Annotated in this window: 14 protein-coding genes; 2 read left to right on the forward strand and 12 right to left on the reverse strand. The window is 51.4% G+C overall.

What is annotated here, in order from left to right:
* Positions 1-73 precede the first annotated feature (73 nt).
* Positions 74-583 (reverse strand): YgjP-like metallopeptidase domain-containing protein, encoded by a 510-nt coding sequence (locus ACFODX_RS12485; RefSeq protein WP_378119570.1) that lies wholly within the window; start codon positions 581-583, stop codon positions 74-76.
* 356 nt (positions 584-939) lie between these two features.
* Here ACFODX_RS12485 and ACFODX_RS12490 point away from each other — a divergent pair, with 356 nt between their 5' ends.
* Both ACFODX_RS12490 and ACFODX_RS12495 read left to right on the forward strand, forming a co-directional pair.
* Positions 940-2,397, forward strand: coding sequence for an undecaprenyl-phosphate glucose phosphotransferase (locus ACFODX_RS12490; RefSeq protein ID WP_378119572.1), 1,458 nt, complete (start codon positions 940-942; stop codon positions 2,395-2,397).
* 86 nt (positions 2,398-2,483) lie between these two features.
* Positions 2,484-3,656, forward strand: coding sequence for a hypothetical protein (locus ACFODX_RS12495; RefSeq protein WP_378119574.1), 1,173 nt, complete (start codon positions 2,484-2,486; stop codon positions 3,654-3,656).
* Positions 3,657-3,727: 71 nt separating this feature from the next.
* Here the strand turns inward: ACFODX_RS12495 and ACFODX_RS12500 are convergent, their stop codons facing one another.
* From ACFODX_RS12500 to ACFODX_RS12550, 11 genes are all read right to left on the reverse strand, one after another.
* Positions 3,728-5,218, reverse strand: a complete 1,491-nt coding sequence (locus ACFODX_RS12500; protein ID WP_378119576.1) for a lipopolysaccharide biosynthesis protein — start codon at positions 5,216-5,218, stop codon at positions 3,728-3,730.
* A complete protein-coding gene (locus tag ACFODX_RS12505) occupies positions 5,215-6,432 on the reverse strand; it encodes a glycosyltransferase family 4 protein (protein WP_378119578.1) in 1,218 nt (405 codons plus the stop codon). The genes ACFODX_RS12500 and ACFODX_RS12505 overlap by 4 nt, the downstream gene beginning before the upstream one ends.
* Entirely contained in the window at positions 6,429-7,514 is a 1,086-nt protein-coding gene (locus ACFODX_RS12510) for a glycosyltransferase family 4 protein (RefSeq protein WP_378119580.1), read from the reverse strand. The genes ACFODX_RS12505 and ACFODX_RS12510 overlap by 4 nt, the downstream gene beginning before the upstream one ends.
* Positions 7,511-8,311, reverse strand: a complete 801-nt coding sequence (locus tag ACFODX_RS12515) for a WecB/TagA/CpsF family glycosyltransferase (RefSeq protein WP_378119582.1) — start codon at positions 8,309-8,311, stop codon at positions 7,511-7,513. The genes ACFODX_RS12510 and ACFODX_RS12515 overlap by 4 nt, the downstream gene beginning before the upstream one ends.
* Entirely contained in the window at positions 8,311-9,468 is a 1,158-nt protein-coding gene (locus ACFODX_RS12520) for a GumK N-terminal domain-containing glycosyltransferase (RefSeq protein WP_378119584.1), read from the reverse strand. The genes ACFODX_RS12515 and ACFODX_RS12520 overlap by 1 nt, the downstream gene beginning before the upstream one ends.
* 55 nt (positions 9,469-9,523) lie before the next feature.
* Positions 9,524-10,642: a glycoside hydrolase family 5 protein gene (locus ACFODX_RS12525; RefSeq protein WP_378119586.1), complete on the reverse strand. Its 1,119-nt coding sequence runs from the start codon at positions 10,640-10,642 to the stop codon at positions 9,524-9,526.
* A complete protein-coding gene (locus ACFODX_RS12530) occupies positions 10,639-11,814 on the reverse strand; it encodes a glycosyltransferase family 4 protein (protein WP_378119588.1) in 1,176 nt (391 codons plus the stop codon). The genes ACFODX_RS12525 and ACFODX_RS12530 overlap by 4 nt, the downstream gene beginning before the upstream one ends.
* Positions 11,804-13,093, reverse strand: a complete 1,290-nt coding sequence (locus tag ACFODX_RS12535) for a polysaccharide biosynthesis protein GumE (RefSeq protein WP_378119590.1) — start codon at positions 13,091-13,093, stop codon at positions 11,804-11,806. Before ACFODX_RS12535 ends, ACFODX_RS12530 begins: the two co-directional genes overlap by 11 nt.
* 28 nt (positions 13,094-13,121) lie before the next feature.
* Positions 13,122-14,036, reverse strand: a complete 915-nt coding sequence (locus ACFODX_RS12540) for a cellulose synthase operon protein YhjQ/BcsQ (protein ID WP_378119592.1) — start codon at positions 14,034-14,036, stop codon at positions 13,122-13,124.
* A 29-nt stretch (positions 14,037-14,065) separates the two neighbouring features.
* On the reverse strand, positions 14,066-15,409 hold the full coding sequence (locus tag ACFODX_RS12545) for a Wzz/FepE/Etk N-terminal domain-containing protein (protein ID WP_378119594.1): 1,344 nt from the start codon (positions 15,407-15,409) through the stop codon (positions 14,066-14,068).
* A 63-nt stretch (positions 15,410-15,472) separates the two neighbouring features.
* Entirely contained in the window at positions 15,473-16,270 is a 798-nt protein-coding gene (locus tag ACFODX_RS12550; protein WP_378119596.1) for a polysaccharide biosynthesis/export family protein, read from the reverse strand.
* Between the last annotated feature and the right edge of the window lie 423 nt (positions 16,271-16,693).

Consider the following 16,693-nt stretch of genomic DNA (forward strand, 5'->3'; position numbering starts at 1 on the left):
CTTGGGGGTTGCATAAATTGCCAACCCCTGGCTGCTCCTGCTTTGCTGAAGCTCAGTGCAAAACCACTGTTTTCTATTCGTGATAAATATCCCCAAATAAATCCACTTGAGTTAAATACAAACGCAAGTCGAACTCATATTGATGATATTGAGGCTCCATATGGCAACAAAGTTGGTAAAACGCTTTGTTGTGCTCCTTCTCTTTAAAGTGGGCCAGTTCGTGCACCACAATCATTTTTAAAAACGCTTCGGGAACTGCGCGAAACAGGCTGGCGATTCTAATTTCGTTAACTGTTTTCAGCTTACCGCCATGGGCGCGGCTGATGTAATGATGTTGGCCAAGTGCATGTTGGATAACTTTAATCTTGCTGTCATAAGTCACCCGGTTGAGCGGCTGGGTTTTTCCCATAAAATCGGTTTTGATTTTCTGGGTGTACTTATAAAGTGCACCGTCAGTGCGTATTTCATGGATGTTGGGATAGCGCTTTAACAGTAGATTGCCCAGTGTTTGTTCTGCGATAAGCTTCTCGACTTTGGCGAGAGTTTCGGCTGAATACCCCTGCAAGTATTTCAATGAATGCATGTTTATTTCACTTAGTGTTCATTTAAATATTCACTTAACTTTCACTTACTAAAGGTTTGGAATATTCAAAAAATATTATTAACTTTTTGAGCCTTTTGTAGCAGTAAGGTGCTTTTGGAAAAAAGGTGTATTTTGTTAGGGCAAAAATTACCCGAATTAAAAATAAGAAAATATTTAAACCAATTTTCCTGTTGATTTTGGTGTCAATAATAGTTTATTTGACGACAAAAATCGATTTTTTATAAAACTCCATCACGTAATTTACGGCATCGGTATTTTTTGGCCTGATTAATGCGTTGCAATTGCCATTGGTAATAATCGCTGAAGCCAAATGCAGTAACTTGCGTGGAGGGAATATGAGTAACTTATCGGTCAACCGGGAACTTGTTAGCCCTGTCCCCCTTTCTAGCGAACCGCCTGTTGTGCGGTTTCATCATTCAAAAATCCTTGCTTTATTTCGAGCAATCGATAGTGCGCTGATAGTAGCGGTGCTTTGGGCAGGGCTGGAATTATTTGGGTTGCAATGGAGTAATCTTTACACTGCCTTTGCAATTACCGCAGTAATTGTTTTTGGTTTTTTTGCCGAGGGAAATGAAGTTTATTATTTGTGGCGTGGCCATGGAATGTTGGATTTGGCAGGCCGTATTTTATTTGCCTGGGTGGCAACCAGTATTTTTATTGCAATTGCAGCACTGGCAATTTATTCGTTTAAATCGGTTGGCATAATGGTGATTGCGAGTTGGTTAGTGGCAACGCCAGTGTTAATGGTAAGTATGCACTTAGGGCGACGCTTGTTGCTGGCAAAGCTGCGTGCGCATCCGACTGAGCCGCGTCGTGTTGCTATTGTTGGGGCAACCGATTTGGGCGTGCGCTTGATTAATTCCATGAAAACTATGCCTTGGTTAGGTTACAAGGTCATGGGGTTTTATGATGACAGAGCGCCCTCTAATGATGTGAGCCGGCGTTTGATTGGCAGTCATATCGATGTAAAAGGCGACCTGGAACAACTCTATCAGGATGCCCATGCCGGCAAATTGGATATGGTATTTGTTGCGCTGCCAATGCGTGCTGAATTGCGCATGCATGCGGTAATAGATCGCCTTGCCGATACCACAATTTCACCTTATGTAATTCCCGATGTATTTAATTTTGATTTGCTGCACTCGCGCCTGACCTGCTTACAGGGAATACCGGCATTAAGTATTTATGATTCACCATTGGTAGACAACGGTTGGACAAAACGAGTGGAAGATTTGGTATTAGGCGCAGGGATATTGGCATTACTTGCATTGCCAATGTTGTTGATTGCGATAGGTGTAAAAGTAACCTCGCCTGGCCCGGTATTTTTTAAACAAACCCGCTATGGCATGGGTGGCGAGAAAATAAAAGTATGGAAGTTCCGCTCCATGACAGTGTGTGAAGACGGCAACGATGTTGCACAGGCAAAACGCGCTGATCCACGCATTACACCCTTCGGAAATTTTTTGCGGCGCACCTCGCTGGACGAGTTGCCACAATTGTTTAATGTTATCTCCGGTAGTATGTCGCTGGTAGGGCCGCGCCCCCATGCGGTTGCGCACAATGAATTTTATCGTGGGCAAATTAAGGGTTACATGTTGCGCCACAAAGTGAAGCCAGGCATTACCGGTTTGGCTCAAGTGAATGGCTTTCGCGGTGAAACAGAAACTCTGGATAAAATGTCCGGGCGCATTGCCTACGACCTGGAATACATTCGCAACTGGTCCATTTTTTTGGATATCAAAATATTGTGGAAGACAATTTTTAAAGGGTTTGTAGGGCAAAACGTTTATTAATCATGCTCTCTTTAATAGTTCGCAAACAGCCATTTTTGACCAAAAAAATGTTGGCTAAAAAAATCAGAAAACCTGCGCGCATAAATTTGCAATCCTGGCATTGTGAGCGCAGTTTTACCGGTTTTATCACGGGGCTTTTTACCCTTTACGCTCTGGGTAGTTTGCCTGCTCAAGCGGTTGACCGTTTTTCCTTGACCCTGGGCACCAAGGAGAATTGGGACAGCAATTTTGCCCGCAATGCAGCAGTGGATTCCGAGCACTATACCCAGTCAACCGCCTCGCTGCGGCTAAATCAAAAATTGAGTAAACAACAATTTTCTGTGGGCGTGAGCGGAAATGATTATCGCCATAGCCTGCGCGAAGATCTTGATGTGAGTTTTTATGAAGGCGATGCCAGTTGGCGCAGCGACTGGAACTCGCGCGTTAAAACAGCAATTTCATGGCAACGTGATGCTTACGCGGTAGACCGTTTGGAATTTGCAGATAAGGATGTAGTGGCTCGCAACAATCTCACTGGCCAATTAACACTGGGCGGCTTAGGCCGCATAGGTTTTACCTTTGGTGCACGCAAAATCGCGCAAACACATTCTAATCCACTGCGCGAAGTTCTGGATTATGGCGACGACGAAGGTTTTGCCGCTATCACCTATACAATGGCAACTCAATCTTTTTTAAGTGTGCGGTTGCGCGAGGGTGAGCGCCACTATAAATATCCATTCATCAAATCCCCATTCACTCACGAATCACTCGTGTTGGATTTTGATTATCGCCAACTTGAATTAGAAGGTGCCTGGGCGTTAAGTCGTAAAACCCAATTAGGTTTTACCCTGGGGCATTTTGATCGCGATGGACAAATAAATACCGGTACTGGCACCCAAGCGCAGATCAATATGGATTGGGCGATCAGTGAAAAGCTCAAACTCTCAGTAGATTTTAGCCAAAGTGAGCCAGCGCTTGGTGAAACCTCTGATTCACCTGCTGTGATTCGCAGCAGCAGGTTAGTGATGGGGTGGGAGCCTTCGGCAAAATGGTTGTTGTCCATGTCGGCAAGTTACAGTCAGCTTTCTTACTTGCTGCGAGAAACGGAACCTGCGCGCGATGAAAATATTCTCAGCTTTAGTCCACTGAATATAACTTATAGCGTTTCCGATAACTTGCGTATGCGTTTGGATAGCCAATGGGTTGATCGTGAGTCCCCGTTGGTTTATCGCGATTACGATTATGCACTTGCAAGTTTTGGTGTGACCCTGATGTTTTGATTATCGCCCGCTGATGGATGCCTTCCCATTGTATTTGTGGCGTTAACCTTGCGGTTTTTATTGCGCTTGGTTTATGCCAAGCGTAATAAACGTTGTAAATAGTGAATTGCCGGTTTGGCTTTTGCGGGTGCGATTGCTGCGCTTTCACCTAAAAAATGTTTTGTTTCTGTGCGAAATATACACGACATAATCACCGCATAGATGAATCCCCCCGCTGCTGCCAATAAGAGCAGTCTTATGCCCAGTGAAATATCCGCGGGCAACACCAGTTTTAAGAGCTGTACACCAATAAACATTAACAGAGCGGCAGTGAAGGTGGGCGCTATAGTGCCCAGTTGTTTTTTAATGCCTATGTGAAATGTCGTTTTGAAAAACAACATGTTAAAAATAATACTGAGATAAGCGCGCAGTGCATAACCGGCAGCGGCAGCAATTATGCCGTAAGGCACAAGCAGCAAGCCCAAAATACAATTCAGTATAAATTGGATTGCTGACAGCGCCATCACATAATTAGTGTGGCCACTTGCTGTCATGGCGGCGTTAACCTGTGCACTAATCACCATAGGTGCAATGCCCAGCGCCAGCATAGTCATCACCTGGCCGCTTTGTGCCCACTTCTCCGTAAATGCCAGTGTAATAAATTCTGGCCCTATGGCTGCTGCACCAAAAAAAATGGGGAAAGTAAAATAAGCACTGATGCGCATAACACGCAAAGTGGCTTGGGCGCGCGCTTCATGTTCACTCAAGCGGGATAATGCCGGCAGTAGTGACTGCTCAAAAGGTTTGATAACAATTTCCTCCATGATAAACAGCACTCGCCCACCTACGCGATAAAAGCCCAAAGCGGCGGGGCCAATGAATAAACCAATCAGCATCTCATAAATTTTGTTTGCCAAATTACTTGCAAGTTGCGCCAGGGTAAGTGGTGCTGAAAACCCCATCAGTGAAGGCAAATACGCCGTGGAAAACTGCCATCGCGGCAACCAGTGTGCACTTTTCCAAGTGATAACGGTAATGAGGATTTGATTAATCAGTTGCTGCCATACCAATGCCCATACACCATAACCGAGTAGTGCCAAGGCAACACCGGCAACACCTGAGACTAGACTCGCTACCAGTGTTCGCAACGCAATAGCACGGAAATTAAATTCACGTTTGAGTTTTCCTTCCTGTACGGCTTTGGCGCCCTCCAGAAAAAAAATAATGGATAACACCTGCACCAATAATTCGGCACGCGGATCGTAGTAAAACGCAGTCAGTGGGGCGACAACCCAAAAAACTACAGCGGTTAATAGCGCAGCCAACAATAAATTTAAATAAAAACAGGTTGCTGCAAAGCGCTCATCCCATTCGGGGTGGCGCACTATGGCTTGGGCAAACCCCGCGTTGACGATTACCCGGCCCAGTTCCACCACAATAAGCGCAAAGGCGACTAAACCAATTTCATCAGGCGCGAGCAGCCGTGAAAGGATGATAAAAATAATAAAGCTGATAAGGCTGTTACCGCTGGCGGCGGTACTCATCCATACACTGCTTTTACCAAAATTCTTTTTCAGGTTCATAACCGCGATTGTTGTATTTCCAGTAATTGTTGCAGGGCATGTTCATATTTATGGCTGTTGATGCAGGTTTGCATATCGCGCGCGCAGCAAGCGCTTTTACTTGCAAGTAGGGGGCGATGTTTGTAGGCATCGCCTAACATTTTGGCGGCGTAGTCCAAATCGGCATCTGCCCAGACTGCATTATGCAATTCGCGAAATTCGGGGTGCCCGGATACTACCTTCACTGGTTTGAAGGGAATTAAAAAACTGTTTGTGTCGGTGCAAAAATCCATATTGCCTGACCAAGCGGTTGCCATTACCGGTGTACCTAACAACATGGCTTCGGCAAGTGTTAAACCAAAACCTTCGGAGCGGTGCAGTGATGCATACAGATCGGACGTTTGGATTAACCCCAATACTTCGGCCCGGCTCCAGGATTGATCCACCAGCACAATATTTTTCTGTCCGGCAATAATCTTGAGCAGTGCCTGTTTTTCTGGCGAGTTGCTGCCGGCGTTGGCTTTTAATACCAGATAAGCATTGGGTTTATCTGCCAGGGCTGCTGTAAAAGCGCTAACCAGACCCTGGGGATTTTTGCGCTCCATGGCGCTTCCAAAGCTGAAAATAGATGAAACTAAAAAACTATCCGGCGGAATTTGTAAACGCTCGCGCATATCGGCGGCTGCTTCACCCGGCGCTACCGGGTGTGTTGCAGTTAATACCGGGGCATTGGTGTAGCGTTGGATAACACAAGTGGTGAACGCAGACGGAGTAATAATCGCATTCATATAGCGCAGGGCGTTGATCCATTCATCCGGAATGGTTTCCAGCTCCCAGGCCCAATAGCCAATATTGTAGGTTTGTTTAAAATTCTCCAGCCCCATCTGCAGTATTACTGGTGGCAGCATCGGCGGGTTTAAATGAAAAATGCGGCAGTTAAAGTGCGCAGGTGGTGCATTGTTATTATTGGAATGCACTAAATTCCACGGCATTTCCTGCGGTTTGCGAAAATATTTTTCCACGCTAGTGCAGGTGACTTTATATCCATCCTCCGCTAATTGTTGTGCACATAAACGCGCCGATTCACCAATACCGGAAATACTGTGAAAAAAACCAATCACTTCAATATGTAAATCCTCACGCGATGCCGGCAGTACTGCCTGGCTCCGGGGAATCATGCGCTGCAGTAATTGGGCGCGCAGCTGGCGATAAATATGGCGGGCAAGGTTTTTCATAATTTACTGGCGCCAGTGATGCGCGAGCTGGCCGCAGTATTAGGTAAATCATGCAGTTGGCAATAAAATTCCAGGGTTTTTGCGGCGAGTTTATCCCAATCAAAAATATCCAGTGGGCAAACGGGTGGGCGTGTGGATTGCTCCAGTGCAGTTAAACCGAGTGCAAGTACTGGTGGCGATAATTCGCTATCGTAAGTTTGAATCCACTCCTCCCCCAGAATTTTTTGTAATTCGGCAACCGCACCCCTATGTGGGGCAATAATTGGTCGGTTATAGGAAAGCGCCAGCAGCAACGCGCCGGAATTGAGAATGGCTTTGTAGGGCAGAATGACAACATCTGCTGCGCTCATGAGTAACGCCAATTCTTCATCGGGAATAAAGCGCAGGAACACATGGGTGTTGGGTTTGTTTACCGCTTGCAGGCGAGCTTGTAAATCCGCCGGTGCCGAGTCGGCGGTGCCAGCAATCACCAGTTGATAATTTTCCAGTTTGGCTTCGTCAAAGGCTTGCATTAAACCATCAATGTTTTTGTAGGGTTTGATCATGCCCACAAACAACAACACTTTTTTTTGTGGATTCAAACCCAGTGTTTTTTTTGCCTGCGCCGCATCTACCGCCGGGGGATAGGCATTGCGATAGTGACCGTGGGGAATAATGGCGGAGCTGGCGCTTCGCGAGGGCTGATAACGTGAATAAAACGCGGAGCGATTGGCTTCGCTCATAAAAATAAAACCGTCACAGCGCCGTGCAAACCATTGCATAAATATTTGCGACAGGCGCGGCCGTCGCGCATCGTGTGGGGCGGTGTTGTGCACTGTCCATACTACTTTGGTGCCGCGCATTTTTATCACGCTAACAGCTAGCGCCAGCAGTAACATTCGCTGCAGGCTTTTGAGCAGGCTGGGTCGATTAATATCGCCGTCCGGCCAATGAAAATGGGCTACATCAGCGGCGTGACGCAGCGCCTTGCTGTGGCGGTATTCTTCAAGAGTAACACCCAGCTGTTGCAGTTCGCGATACAGCAGTGCGTTGTAGGGATTTACTTTTTCATTGCTAAACGCAGGTGCGGCAAACACTTTCATAGCTTACCCTCAGGTTGACGCCACTGATCCAAACGATTGTCGCTGCGCAGGCAGAGCAACAGAAATTGCCCTATGTCCAGCGTGTAGCGGCGCAGTAGTCGCGAGGGTTCAAGGCAGAGTCGGTACAACCATTCCAGGCGCACACGTTGAACAAAAGCGGGCGCACGTTTTTTATCACCGGCGAGAAAATCCAGCAGCGCACCAACGCCCATCAATACCCGCGCGTTTAAACGTTGGCGATGTTTTAAAATCCACTGCTCCTGATAAGGGTTGCCCATGGCGACCAAAATTACATTGGCATCGCTCGCGTTGATAGCGGCGATTAACGCATCGCTATTGCTGGCTTCATCGTAGCCATTGCGCAGGCCTACTACGGGAATCTGGTACTGATTTATTAAGGTCTGTGCGGCGCGCTGCGCAATGCCCGGTTTGGCGCCCAGTAAAAATACTTTTGCATCAGTGCCCAAGTGTTGCAAAAACAGTGGTGTGAAATCGGTACCGTTGAGGTTCTCGATAAAGCGCTGGCGATGCACTAACCAGCAGGCGATATCCAGACCTATACCATCATTGACAATCAGTGTTTCTGCACTTGCGAGCGCCGTTTTTTCTGCCTGGCACTGCACAATAAAATTGGTGTTGGCAAACAACAGCGTTGTTTGTTGCTGATGCATTTTTTGTTGCAACAGTGGAATGAGTTGGGCGCTTGTGGTGCGCAAAATAGGAAAGCCACCCAGAGCAATTATTTCCGGCTCCGCGATGTGTGTTGCACCGGTAAGCTGTGGTGATTTGCTATTCATCAGGCAAACACCTCGGTATCGCTAAATTGTTTGGGCGCCAACATGCGCGCCGTGACTTGCGCCCAATCGAGTACGCTGCGTTTGACGGGTGGTTGTGTCGGGTTTAACGCGCGATTGATCGCCTCGGCAATCGAATCTTCATTGCCAATGTCATAACCAAAGCGGGTGGGGTAATCCGCAGCAATAAAGTGCGGGCAAATAGCTGGCACACCAAAAAATTCATATTGCGTAAGTTTGAGTGAGGTATCGCGCAAATAGGCTGGCAAATTAACGCTGGAGTAGGGCGCTATGCCCAACGTGGCGTGTTTGATGTAGGGCAGGGTTTTATCAAAAGGCATCTCGCCATAAACACTCACATTCGGCCCGTAATCCGGGTGGCGCGCCTGGCATGATCCGATAATGTGAAAATGAATTTCGGGAAAACGTTTGCTCGCGAGCACAAAAAAACTCGGATCAAACAGCATTGAACCTACCGAGACAGCATGTATGCCACTGCCGTAAGGCGAGGGGTTGGCCTTGGCTCCCACCGCGTGATCTATACCCTGGGGCACAAAGGCCAGGTTGTGGGTGGAGGGAATAGTTTCCGCCAGTGCTTTGGAGGGCAGCACTATGGTGTCTATGTCTTTGGCGACCCGTGCAAAGGTGTTGCGGATGTATTGGGCGGCATCGATGGTGTCCAGTGCATCTGAGGCGCGATAAAGAATTTTTGCCTGCGGATTTAATTTTTTAATCAGATCAAAAAAAATCGGCGCTATGCCGCTTTCCAAAATGATGATGTCGGATGTGCTAATCCAGCGGCGCAACACTGTGTTAAAACCCAGGCCGTAGAGGTAATACATTAGCGATTCAAAGGGGCGGATGCGAATCGGGTGTATCGGTGTTTTCCACAGGTAGCAATCCACGCCCTGGTAGTGAACCACTTGATTGGCTTGATCATCCAGTGACAGGCGCGGGTCTTGTTTGTAGCGCGACAAAAAGCTGTAGCGCAATGAAAAAAAACGGGTCGGGCCCATTTTGGCAAGTTCACTGGCCACAAAATGAATACCTGCTTTGCGCGGCGAGCGAAAATCGTGGGCCGACAAAAGCAAATAGGCTTGTGGTCTTGGTGTGGCTACAGGGGGCGCGCTGGTATCGGCGATTGATGCTGGTGCGTTCACGGTAATCTCCTTAATAACTGCCTAGGGACGAATAACTGCCAGTGGCTAGAAACTCCTAGGGATTGGGCGCTAAGGGAATGGGCGGATTGGGTGGGCTGGGCGCTTCTGCCGCGCGATAAAAAAATTGTTTGAGCGGTTCCCACTGGGGCGCCGCAGGTTGATTGGCTCCGCTGAGCGCGAGCGGGTAGTTACCCCACCAACTGCCGGCGGCCCAATAGCTCCAGCCGCGCCAGGTCGGGTTGTCCATTAATTCCAAAAAGCGGGTGAGGGTAAGCAGGCATTCGCTGCTGCGCGGCACACCAAATTCGCCCAGAAAAAGGCTCTGTTGATTTGCTTCCGCCCATTGGGTAATGCGTTCAAATTTGGGATTGAAGTCGTCTGCGGGGCGGCAACCTGTGCCCGTGGTGCTGGTGTGGGTGCCGGAATAGTCCTTATCGGTGTATTGGTGCACTTCAATAATGGTGCGTTTAAGCGGGTCTTGCAGGTCGTCAAATTCTGTTGAATTGCTAACCAGTGAACCCGAAAACCAGTCGTGTACACCGCTCCAGCGCCCGCCACTCACCAACACCACATTGCTTGCGCCAGCGTCGCGCAGTGCTGCGAGGGTTTGTTTGGCAACAGTCGCCCAGTAGGCCAGCGGAACATTGGCCGGTTCGTTCATCAGCCCAAAAGCAACTTTATCCGGGTCGGGAAATTCACTGGCTAGTGCCAGCCAAAAGGCGATAAACATATCGGTGAGGGTTTTATTGGCGGGTGCTGGTTCCGGTAAGGCATCGCCCAGTTTGTACTGGTAGTACTTGGCGTAGTTGTGGACATCCAGCAACACACAAAGGCCGGCGCTGTGGGCATTGTTGATGGTGGTGCGCAGGCGTCCGAGTTCGGCTGTATCCAGCGGGGCATAAAGGCTCTGTTGCAGCCGCTCCCAGCGGAATGGCAGGCGAATCATATTGGCGCCCTGGGCGGCGATGTAATTGAGCTCCGCTGCGCTGGGGTAGGTGTAATCCTTATAAACCACACCGGGCAGTGCCTTGGTGTTGAATTCAGCACCGGCCAGATTCACACCGGTCAGGCGCGCCTGATCCAGGCACCCGGCCATGCCATAGGGGGCGATTACCAGTGCCAAGGTCAGGCTCAGGATAAGCTGCGCTAGCGCTTGAGCGAGTGACTTGCTCATGCTTTACCCCCCAGTTGATGGTAAAGCGCCAGATAGCGGTCGGCTACTTTGGGCCAGGCGTACTGGGCCGCAAAACGCTGTGCCGCCTTGACCCTGGCTTGGTAGCCTATCTCCCCCTGTGCATGCAGCTGCAATAATTTGGCAATGGCTTGCGGCAGTTGCTGCGCCGGTTCAACACAGATCCCCAAGCCGGATTGGTCATAGAGGCGCCTAAAGGGGGGGATGGCGCTAAGGATGGGGGTCAGGCCTGCACTCATCGCCTCTATGGGGGCTATGCCAAAACCCTCGTGGCCAGACAGGCAAATGAAATAGCTCGCGCGTTTGAGCAGCGCTTTTATCTCCTCGTCGCTGGGGTTGGCGGCCAGCGTCACTGCCTCACTTATACCCAGCTCCCGCGCTGCATTGGTCAGTTCTGCCAGGCTGTGATCGTATTCGCGCCCGGCAATAATCAAGCGCCACTCGGGGTGCTGGTGCTGCAACTGCGCAAACAACGCAAGTGTTTCCAGCAATCCTTTATTGGCTGACCAGCGCCCGAAATACATCAGGGTTGGGGTGAGCTGGTCTGCCGCGCAGCCGGCGTATTTATCCACATCTACGCCGTTCTCAATCACCTCCAGCTTTTGTCCATCCATGATTTTGCGAAATAAATCGCCATCGTTAGCACTGGTGGCAATCACCCGGTCATAGGCATTGGATGACAGCCGGGTGATGCTGTGGAAATAGGCTTGTTTGGCGCCTGAAGCAAAATGGGTATGAAAGAAACCACCGTGGGTGGATAACACCAGCGGGCGGCGGTGCAGCCATTTGGTGGCCGCGAGAAAATCGTAAAAGAAATCCACACCGTGTACGTGAATGACATCGGCGTCTTTAAGGTATTTAAAAACAGCGGGGCAGAGCGGATAGCGGCTGGAGCCTTTATACGGCAGGCGAATCACCTCAATCCCTTCAATAGCTTCACGCTCGGGCAAGGCCTGGCGGGAGTTACGAAAGAGGCGATTGAGCGTAATAATCCTGGTTGCCTTTTGCCCATGGCGCAATTGGTGGCGGGCGATATTGCGAACTACCTCCTCCATACCGCCAATGGAGGGTAGGTATTGGCGCACAATGTGGGTGACTTTGATCGGGGCCGCTTCAATCGGTTTAGTTGGCTCAGGGTTGTGGCTAGTGTGCATCTGTGCCTCCAGTCGGGTGTATTTGGCCCGGAACCGGTGCGGGCTGTTGCAAGCTGCATCCCACCAGGAACCAAAGTACGCCGGCGCTTTTTAATGCAAAAAATGAAAACCCGCTGATACAAAGAATCAGGGCGATATAGAGCGATACCATGGCCCGGAAGCGTTCGCCCACCGCCGAGTGAAAGGATAAAAGCCAGAAGCTGCCCCAAAAAATCAGCACCATCGGCAGCCCAAAGGTGGCCATCACATGGGCATAACCTTCGTCGTAATAGACCTTGGTGTGGCCGATACCAAAGAGTTTGAGAGCGTCGAAGTTGAGCAGGGACCAACCGCTGTAAGCCAGGCGGCCGTGTAAGTCATCGCTGATCATGCCGCCGGTTTCATTGGGGGTGTAATAACCAATCACCAGCAGCAAAATGACTGCAATAAAAGGCGTAAACACACAAAGATAAAGCAGTGAACCGCGAACCAGCAGACGCAGCAGTACAAAGCCGGTCACGGTCATCAAGGCAAAACGCGAATCGCAGAGCACCATCATTACCACTGCGGCGAGTACAAAAAATGCACCCTCGCGCCAGCTGCTGCGCGCAAGCCCCCAGGCTGCGCAGAGACTCGCAAAATTACCCAGCGACACAGGTTCAAGAAACACCGACGAAACCCTGTGTGGCCCGAGCAACCCCGGCAGCAGTGTCCGGCCTATGCCTTCAGGGCGCATCCCGTTGGCTAATAAACGGTCATCCCGCACAAAACCCGCCTGCTCGTTGAGTGTGCCTATGTTTACGTAATAGCCAAAGATATCGAACCAGCGTGTGTAGCTATCCAGCAGGAAGAGTTCACAAAAACCCACTGTCAGCACCAGATAAATGGCGGCTTTTAACGCGCGATCTGCCAAATCCAGCCGGCCCAGATTGCAGCCGAGCCAGAAGTAGCAGAGCGGGATAGCAATATCGCGAAAGGCTTTGACATTCACCTGCTCGTTAGCAATGGCGAGAAGGCACAGCATGGCGGCACACAGGCAGGCGAGCACCAGTACCCCGGGCAACAAACGGCGCAACAGCAGTGGAATACAAGCGGCGAGAATGATCGCTTCGGTCAGGCCCACAAGGGCGCGGGAAACCGGCATCACCATGGTGTTGAGCAGGCACAGCCCCAACTGGTAGCCAACGCTTGCCACAACAATAAATGTCACCAACCGTTGGTCGCTCAACCAGCGCTCCCCGGTGAGCCCCAGCGGGGTGGCAAGCGGCAGGTTTGCATGCCGGGTTGGTGGGTGGTTCATCCTGAGTTCGCGCATGGTCGGGTGGGGGTCAACTGACCAGCGCACTGCCCAGTAGGCGAACGCCCAGCTCGCGCAGGCGCTGGCTAACTGCCATCAGGGCTTTGCTACTGGTGAGGTTTTGCTGCGCCACCAGAAGTGCAGCGCCGGTTTGCGCGGCGACTAACTGGGCGTCGCGGGTGTTATCCATTGGCGTAGTATTGAACAGCGCTATATCAAACCTTTGGCTCAGCGCGGTGACTCGCTGGTTGAAGAGTTTGTTGGTCAATAACTCCTGGGGGTTGGGCGCGCGGGTGCCGGCAGGCATCACCCATAAAGACTGCACCTGTTCAATAGCGGTGGGCGCGACCGGGGTGCGCTCGGCAATCCAGTCGGAAAAACCCGGCGCGTGTTCGGGCAAGTCAAAAAGAGGGTGCAGCTGCGGCGCGCGCAGGTTGGTGTCAATTAACAGGGTTCTTAGCCCCAACTGGGCAAAACTGATCGCCAGGTTAGCGGTAACCAGTGCAACGGCAGCCGGGTTTTCAGCGCTGACAACCGCCAATGCGCGGCGCGGCGGCAGTTCCGGTTGCGCACCAGAAGGCGGGTTGAAATAGCGCAGCATAAGCTCGCTGCGCAGGCTGCGGATGGCCTCCGCCTGACTGCTGTCCGGCTGGAAGAGTGCAGTTAGTCGCGGGTCCAGCTTGCTCGATGCTGGCGGCGCTTGGGTGTAGGCAAATTGTTTGGCGAGTATGGCATTTACATCCTCTGCGCTGACCAAGCCCAGTTTTACGGCGGCATCGCCAAAACGTAAGCCCTGCTGTTTTTGGGTTGCGAGTACGCTGTTGAGGTCTTTGGGGCTGAGTTTGCCCATGGCTACCAGCATGGGGCCTATTTTGGTGGACGCAGTCAGCGGTGTCGCCTGACTTGCCACTGGTTCGCGCTCCAGGATTTGTAAGCGATCATTCATTCTGCTGCCTCCTTTGGAACCATGAGCAATCATTTGGGGATCTGGGCCAGTACTGGCAGGCCCAGCAGCTGTTCCAGGTCCGATGCGGTGCGAACCCGCTGATCCAGCCATTCCCAGCCCAGCGCCAGGGCAATCCCGCAGAGCACACCGGCTATGCCAGCCAGCAGTAAAATCAGCGTGGGTTTGGGTGAGGTGGGTTTGGTGGGCACCAGGGCGCTGTTGAGCACCGCCACATCGGTAGCGGCAATTTGGCTCTCCAGGCGGGTTTGTATGGAACGGGCGAGGGCGGCGTCATAGGCCGCTTGGGCATTGTCTGCCTCCTGTTGCAGCAGGCTCAGTTGATTGCGTGTGCGGCTCAGTTGTAGCACCAGTTCCTTTTGCTGATTCAACTCGGCTTTTAACTGCTCGGCGCGTGTCTCGGACAGCTCCACCGAGGATTGCAGGCTGCCGCTAATTAGTTGGAGCATGCGGTCCATCTGCTGCTGTAGCGCCACCACTTCGCTTTTTGCCTGCCGGTATTGAGGGTGGTTTTCCCCCACTTGCGTGGCCAACTCATTTAATCGCACCTGGGCCTGCGCCAGGTCGGTGGTCAGTTTTTGCACCTGTGGATTATCCAGGGCGCGGATTTCCAACTGGCCTTTTTTGCTGTTGGCGATCAAATCGCTGCGGCTCTGGGAATTGAGGCGCTCGTTCTGCACTGCCATCAGCATGGATGAAAGTTCGGCCAGCTTGTTGGCCTCAAGGTCAAGGCGATCCGAGGAGGCCAAAATACCGTGCTCCTCCTGATAGCTGGAGAGTGCGTCTTGTTTTTCAATCAGCTCTTGCCTGAGTCCAAGGAGTTGTTGGTTGTACCACTGGCTGGTCTGTTTGGCGGGTTCGATACGCAACTCAAGGTTGGTGTACACATAGGCCTCGGCGAAGGCGTCGGCGATTTGCGCTGCCAGGGCTGGATCCTGCGCTTTAAAGGCAATGTTCAACACGCTGCTCTCGCGCCTTGGCACTACCATCAACCCCTGCGCGAGAAAGCCCAGCATACGGCGCCGGTCTGCATCTGCCTGACCTGTAAGTTTTGCGGCTTTGATCATGGCCGGTGATTCGCCCAGGTTCAGTTGGTCAATCACCTTGCCTGCGACATTGCGGCTGCGAATGATGTCGCTCTGGGTCGCCAGATAAGCGCCAGTCATCCGGGCGGGCTGCAATTGGCCACTAATCGGATCAAAGCCGCGGCTGTCGACCAGCAGGTCAATCGCTGCGGTATAGGACTTGGGGGTGAGCAAAATCAGGCTGATGCCCGCGACAAGAGCCAGCGCAACACTGGCCAGAATGGCCCAGCGGCGCGCGAATAAAATACTGATCAGGGTGTTGAGGTTCATCGCTTAGCTCCTGTTGCCCAGCTCCTGGTTTTGATTGGTGGGCCTTGTCACTTGCCGGCCACCTTAAAAAAGGCTCTCCCGCACTACCAGAACATCGCCGTCCATCACCGGATCATCAGGTTTTGCGATCAGCTCTTTGACCGAACCCTCTGCGGCCTGACGAAAGACCTTGACTTTGCTGTCGCTGGCGCGCGCAGTGGGGCCGCCACCGGCACTGAGTGCCTGACGAATAGTTAAGGGGCGATCCAGCGGGAACATGCCGGGCGAGTGAACCTCGCCGTTAATGTAGAAGCGCCCGGCGTTGGGCACATAAATGGTGTCGCCGTCACGCAGCCAAACAGTTGCCTGCTGTTCAGCCGCATGGTTCAGCATTTGCTGCAAATCGTATTCGGTTCGCTCCATGCGACCATTGGCCAACGTGCGGGTAAGGATTAATCGCTCGCTGCCGGTGGGTGCAATGCCGCCGGCAGCGGCCAGCGCCTGGGTGAGGCTGGTTGGGCCTTCCAGTACCAGTTTCCCCGGGTTGTTTACCCGGCCAAGGATGGCAACCACCTGGCTGCGATACCTGGTAACCAGAAGGTTGACTTGCGCGTTTTTGAGAAAGTTGCCGGCTTCATAGCGCCCGGCAATCATTTGGGCGGCTTCAGCGCTGTTTTTACCGGCGATCATCACACTGCCTAGCAGCGGTATCTGGACTGTGCCTTGGGGGCTAACCTGGGCTTCGGTGGTTAACTCTTGTTGGCCAAATACATTAATGCGAACTTCATCGCCGCTTCCTATCAAGTAGCTGCGGGGAGCTGGTGAACTAGTGGCTTGTGCTGCCCAGCTGCTGCAGCTGGTAAGCAGGAACAGAAGGGCCACAAGCTGCTGCAACCGGGCAGGCAACTGCCGGTAAATGCGAGGGGGATAACAACCAGTCATGCTTTGCTGTCCTTAATGAACTATCCCCTGAACTTCAGGGAAAACGAATTGCTTCCTGCTGTGCTGCAAAAGCGAGGCCTATTTTTTCGATTCTTGTTAAAAATTCATAGAACTGCGGGCTTAGGCCGATTTTTGTGTTTTTTGGCGACAGCTTGGCGTCATTTATTGAGTTTTTGCTGCTCTTTATCAGCAGCTTGGCAATGGAATTGGCAGGCCAATCTTACTTTGGAGGGGCTTTTTCGGGGCGTTTCTGCAGCTTTGGGGTGAACTGGTGCAAAAATTACATGAAGCCATTTCATGCGCGGCATGAGTTTTTTGCGTAGAAGCTATTTAGGGGCTTGGTGTACAATGCGCGCCTCCCTT

The sequence above is a fragment of the Cellvibrio fontiphilus genome, assembly GCF_042646205.1.
GTDB lineage: Bacteria > Pseudomonadota > Gammaproteobacteria > Pseudomonadales > Cellvibrionaceae > Cellvibrio > Cellvibrio fontiphilus_A.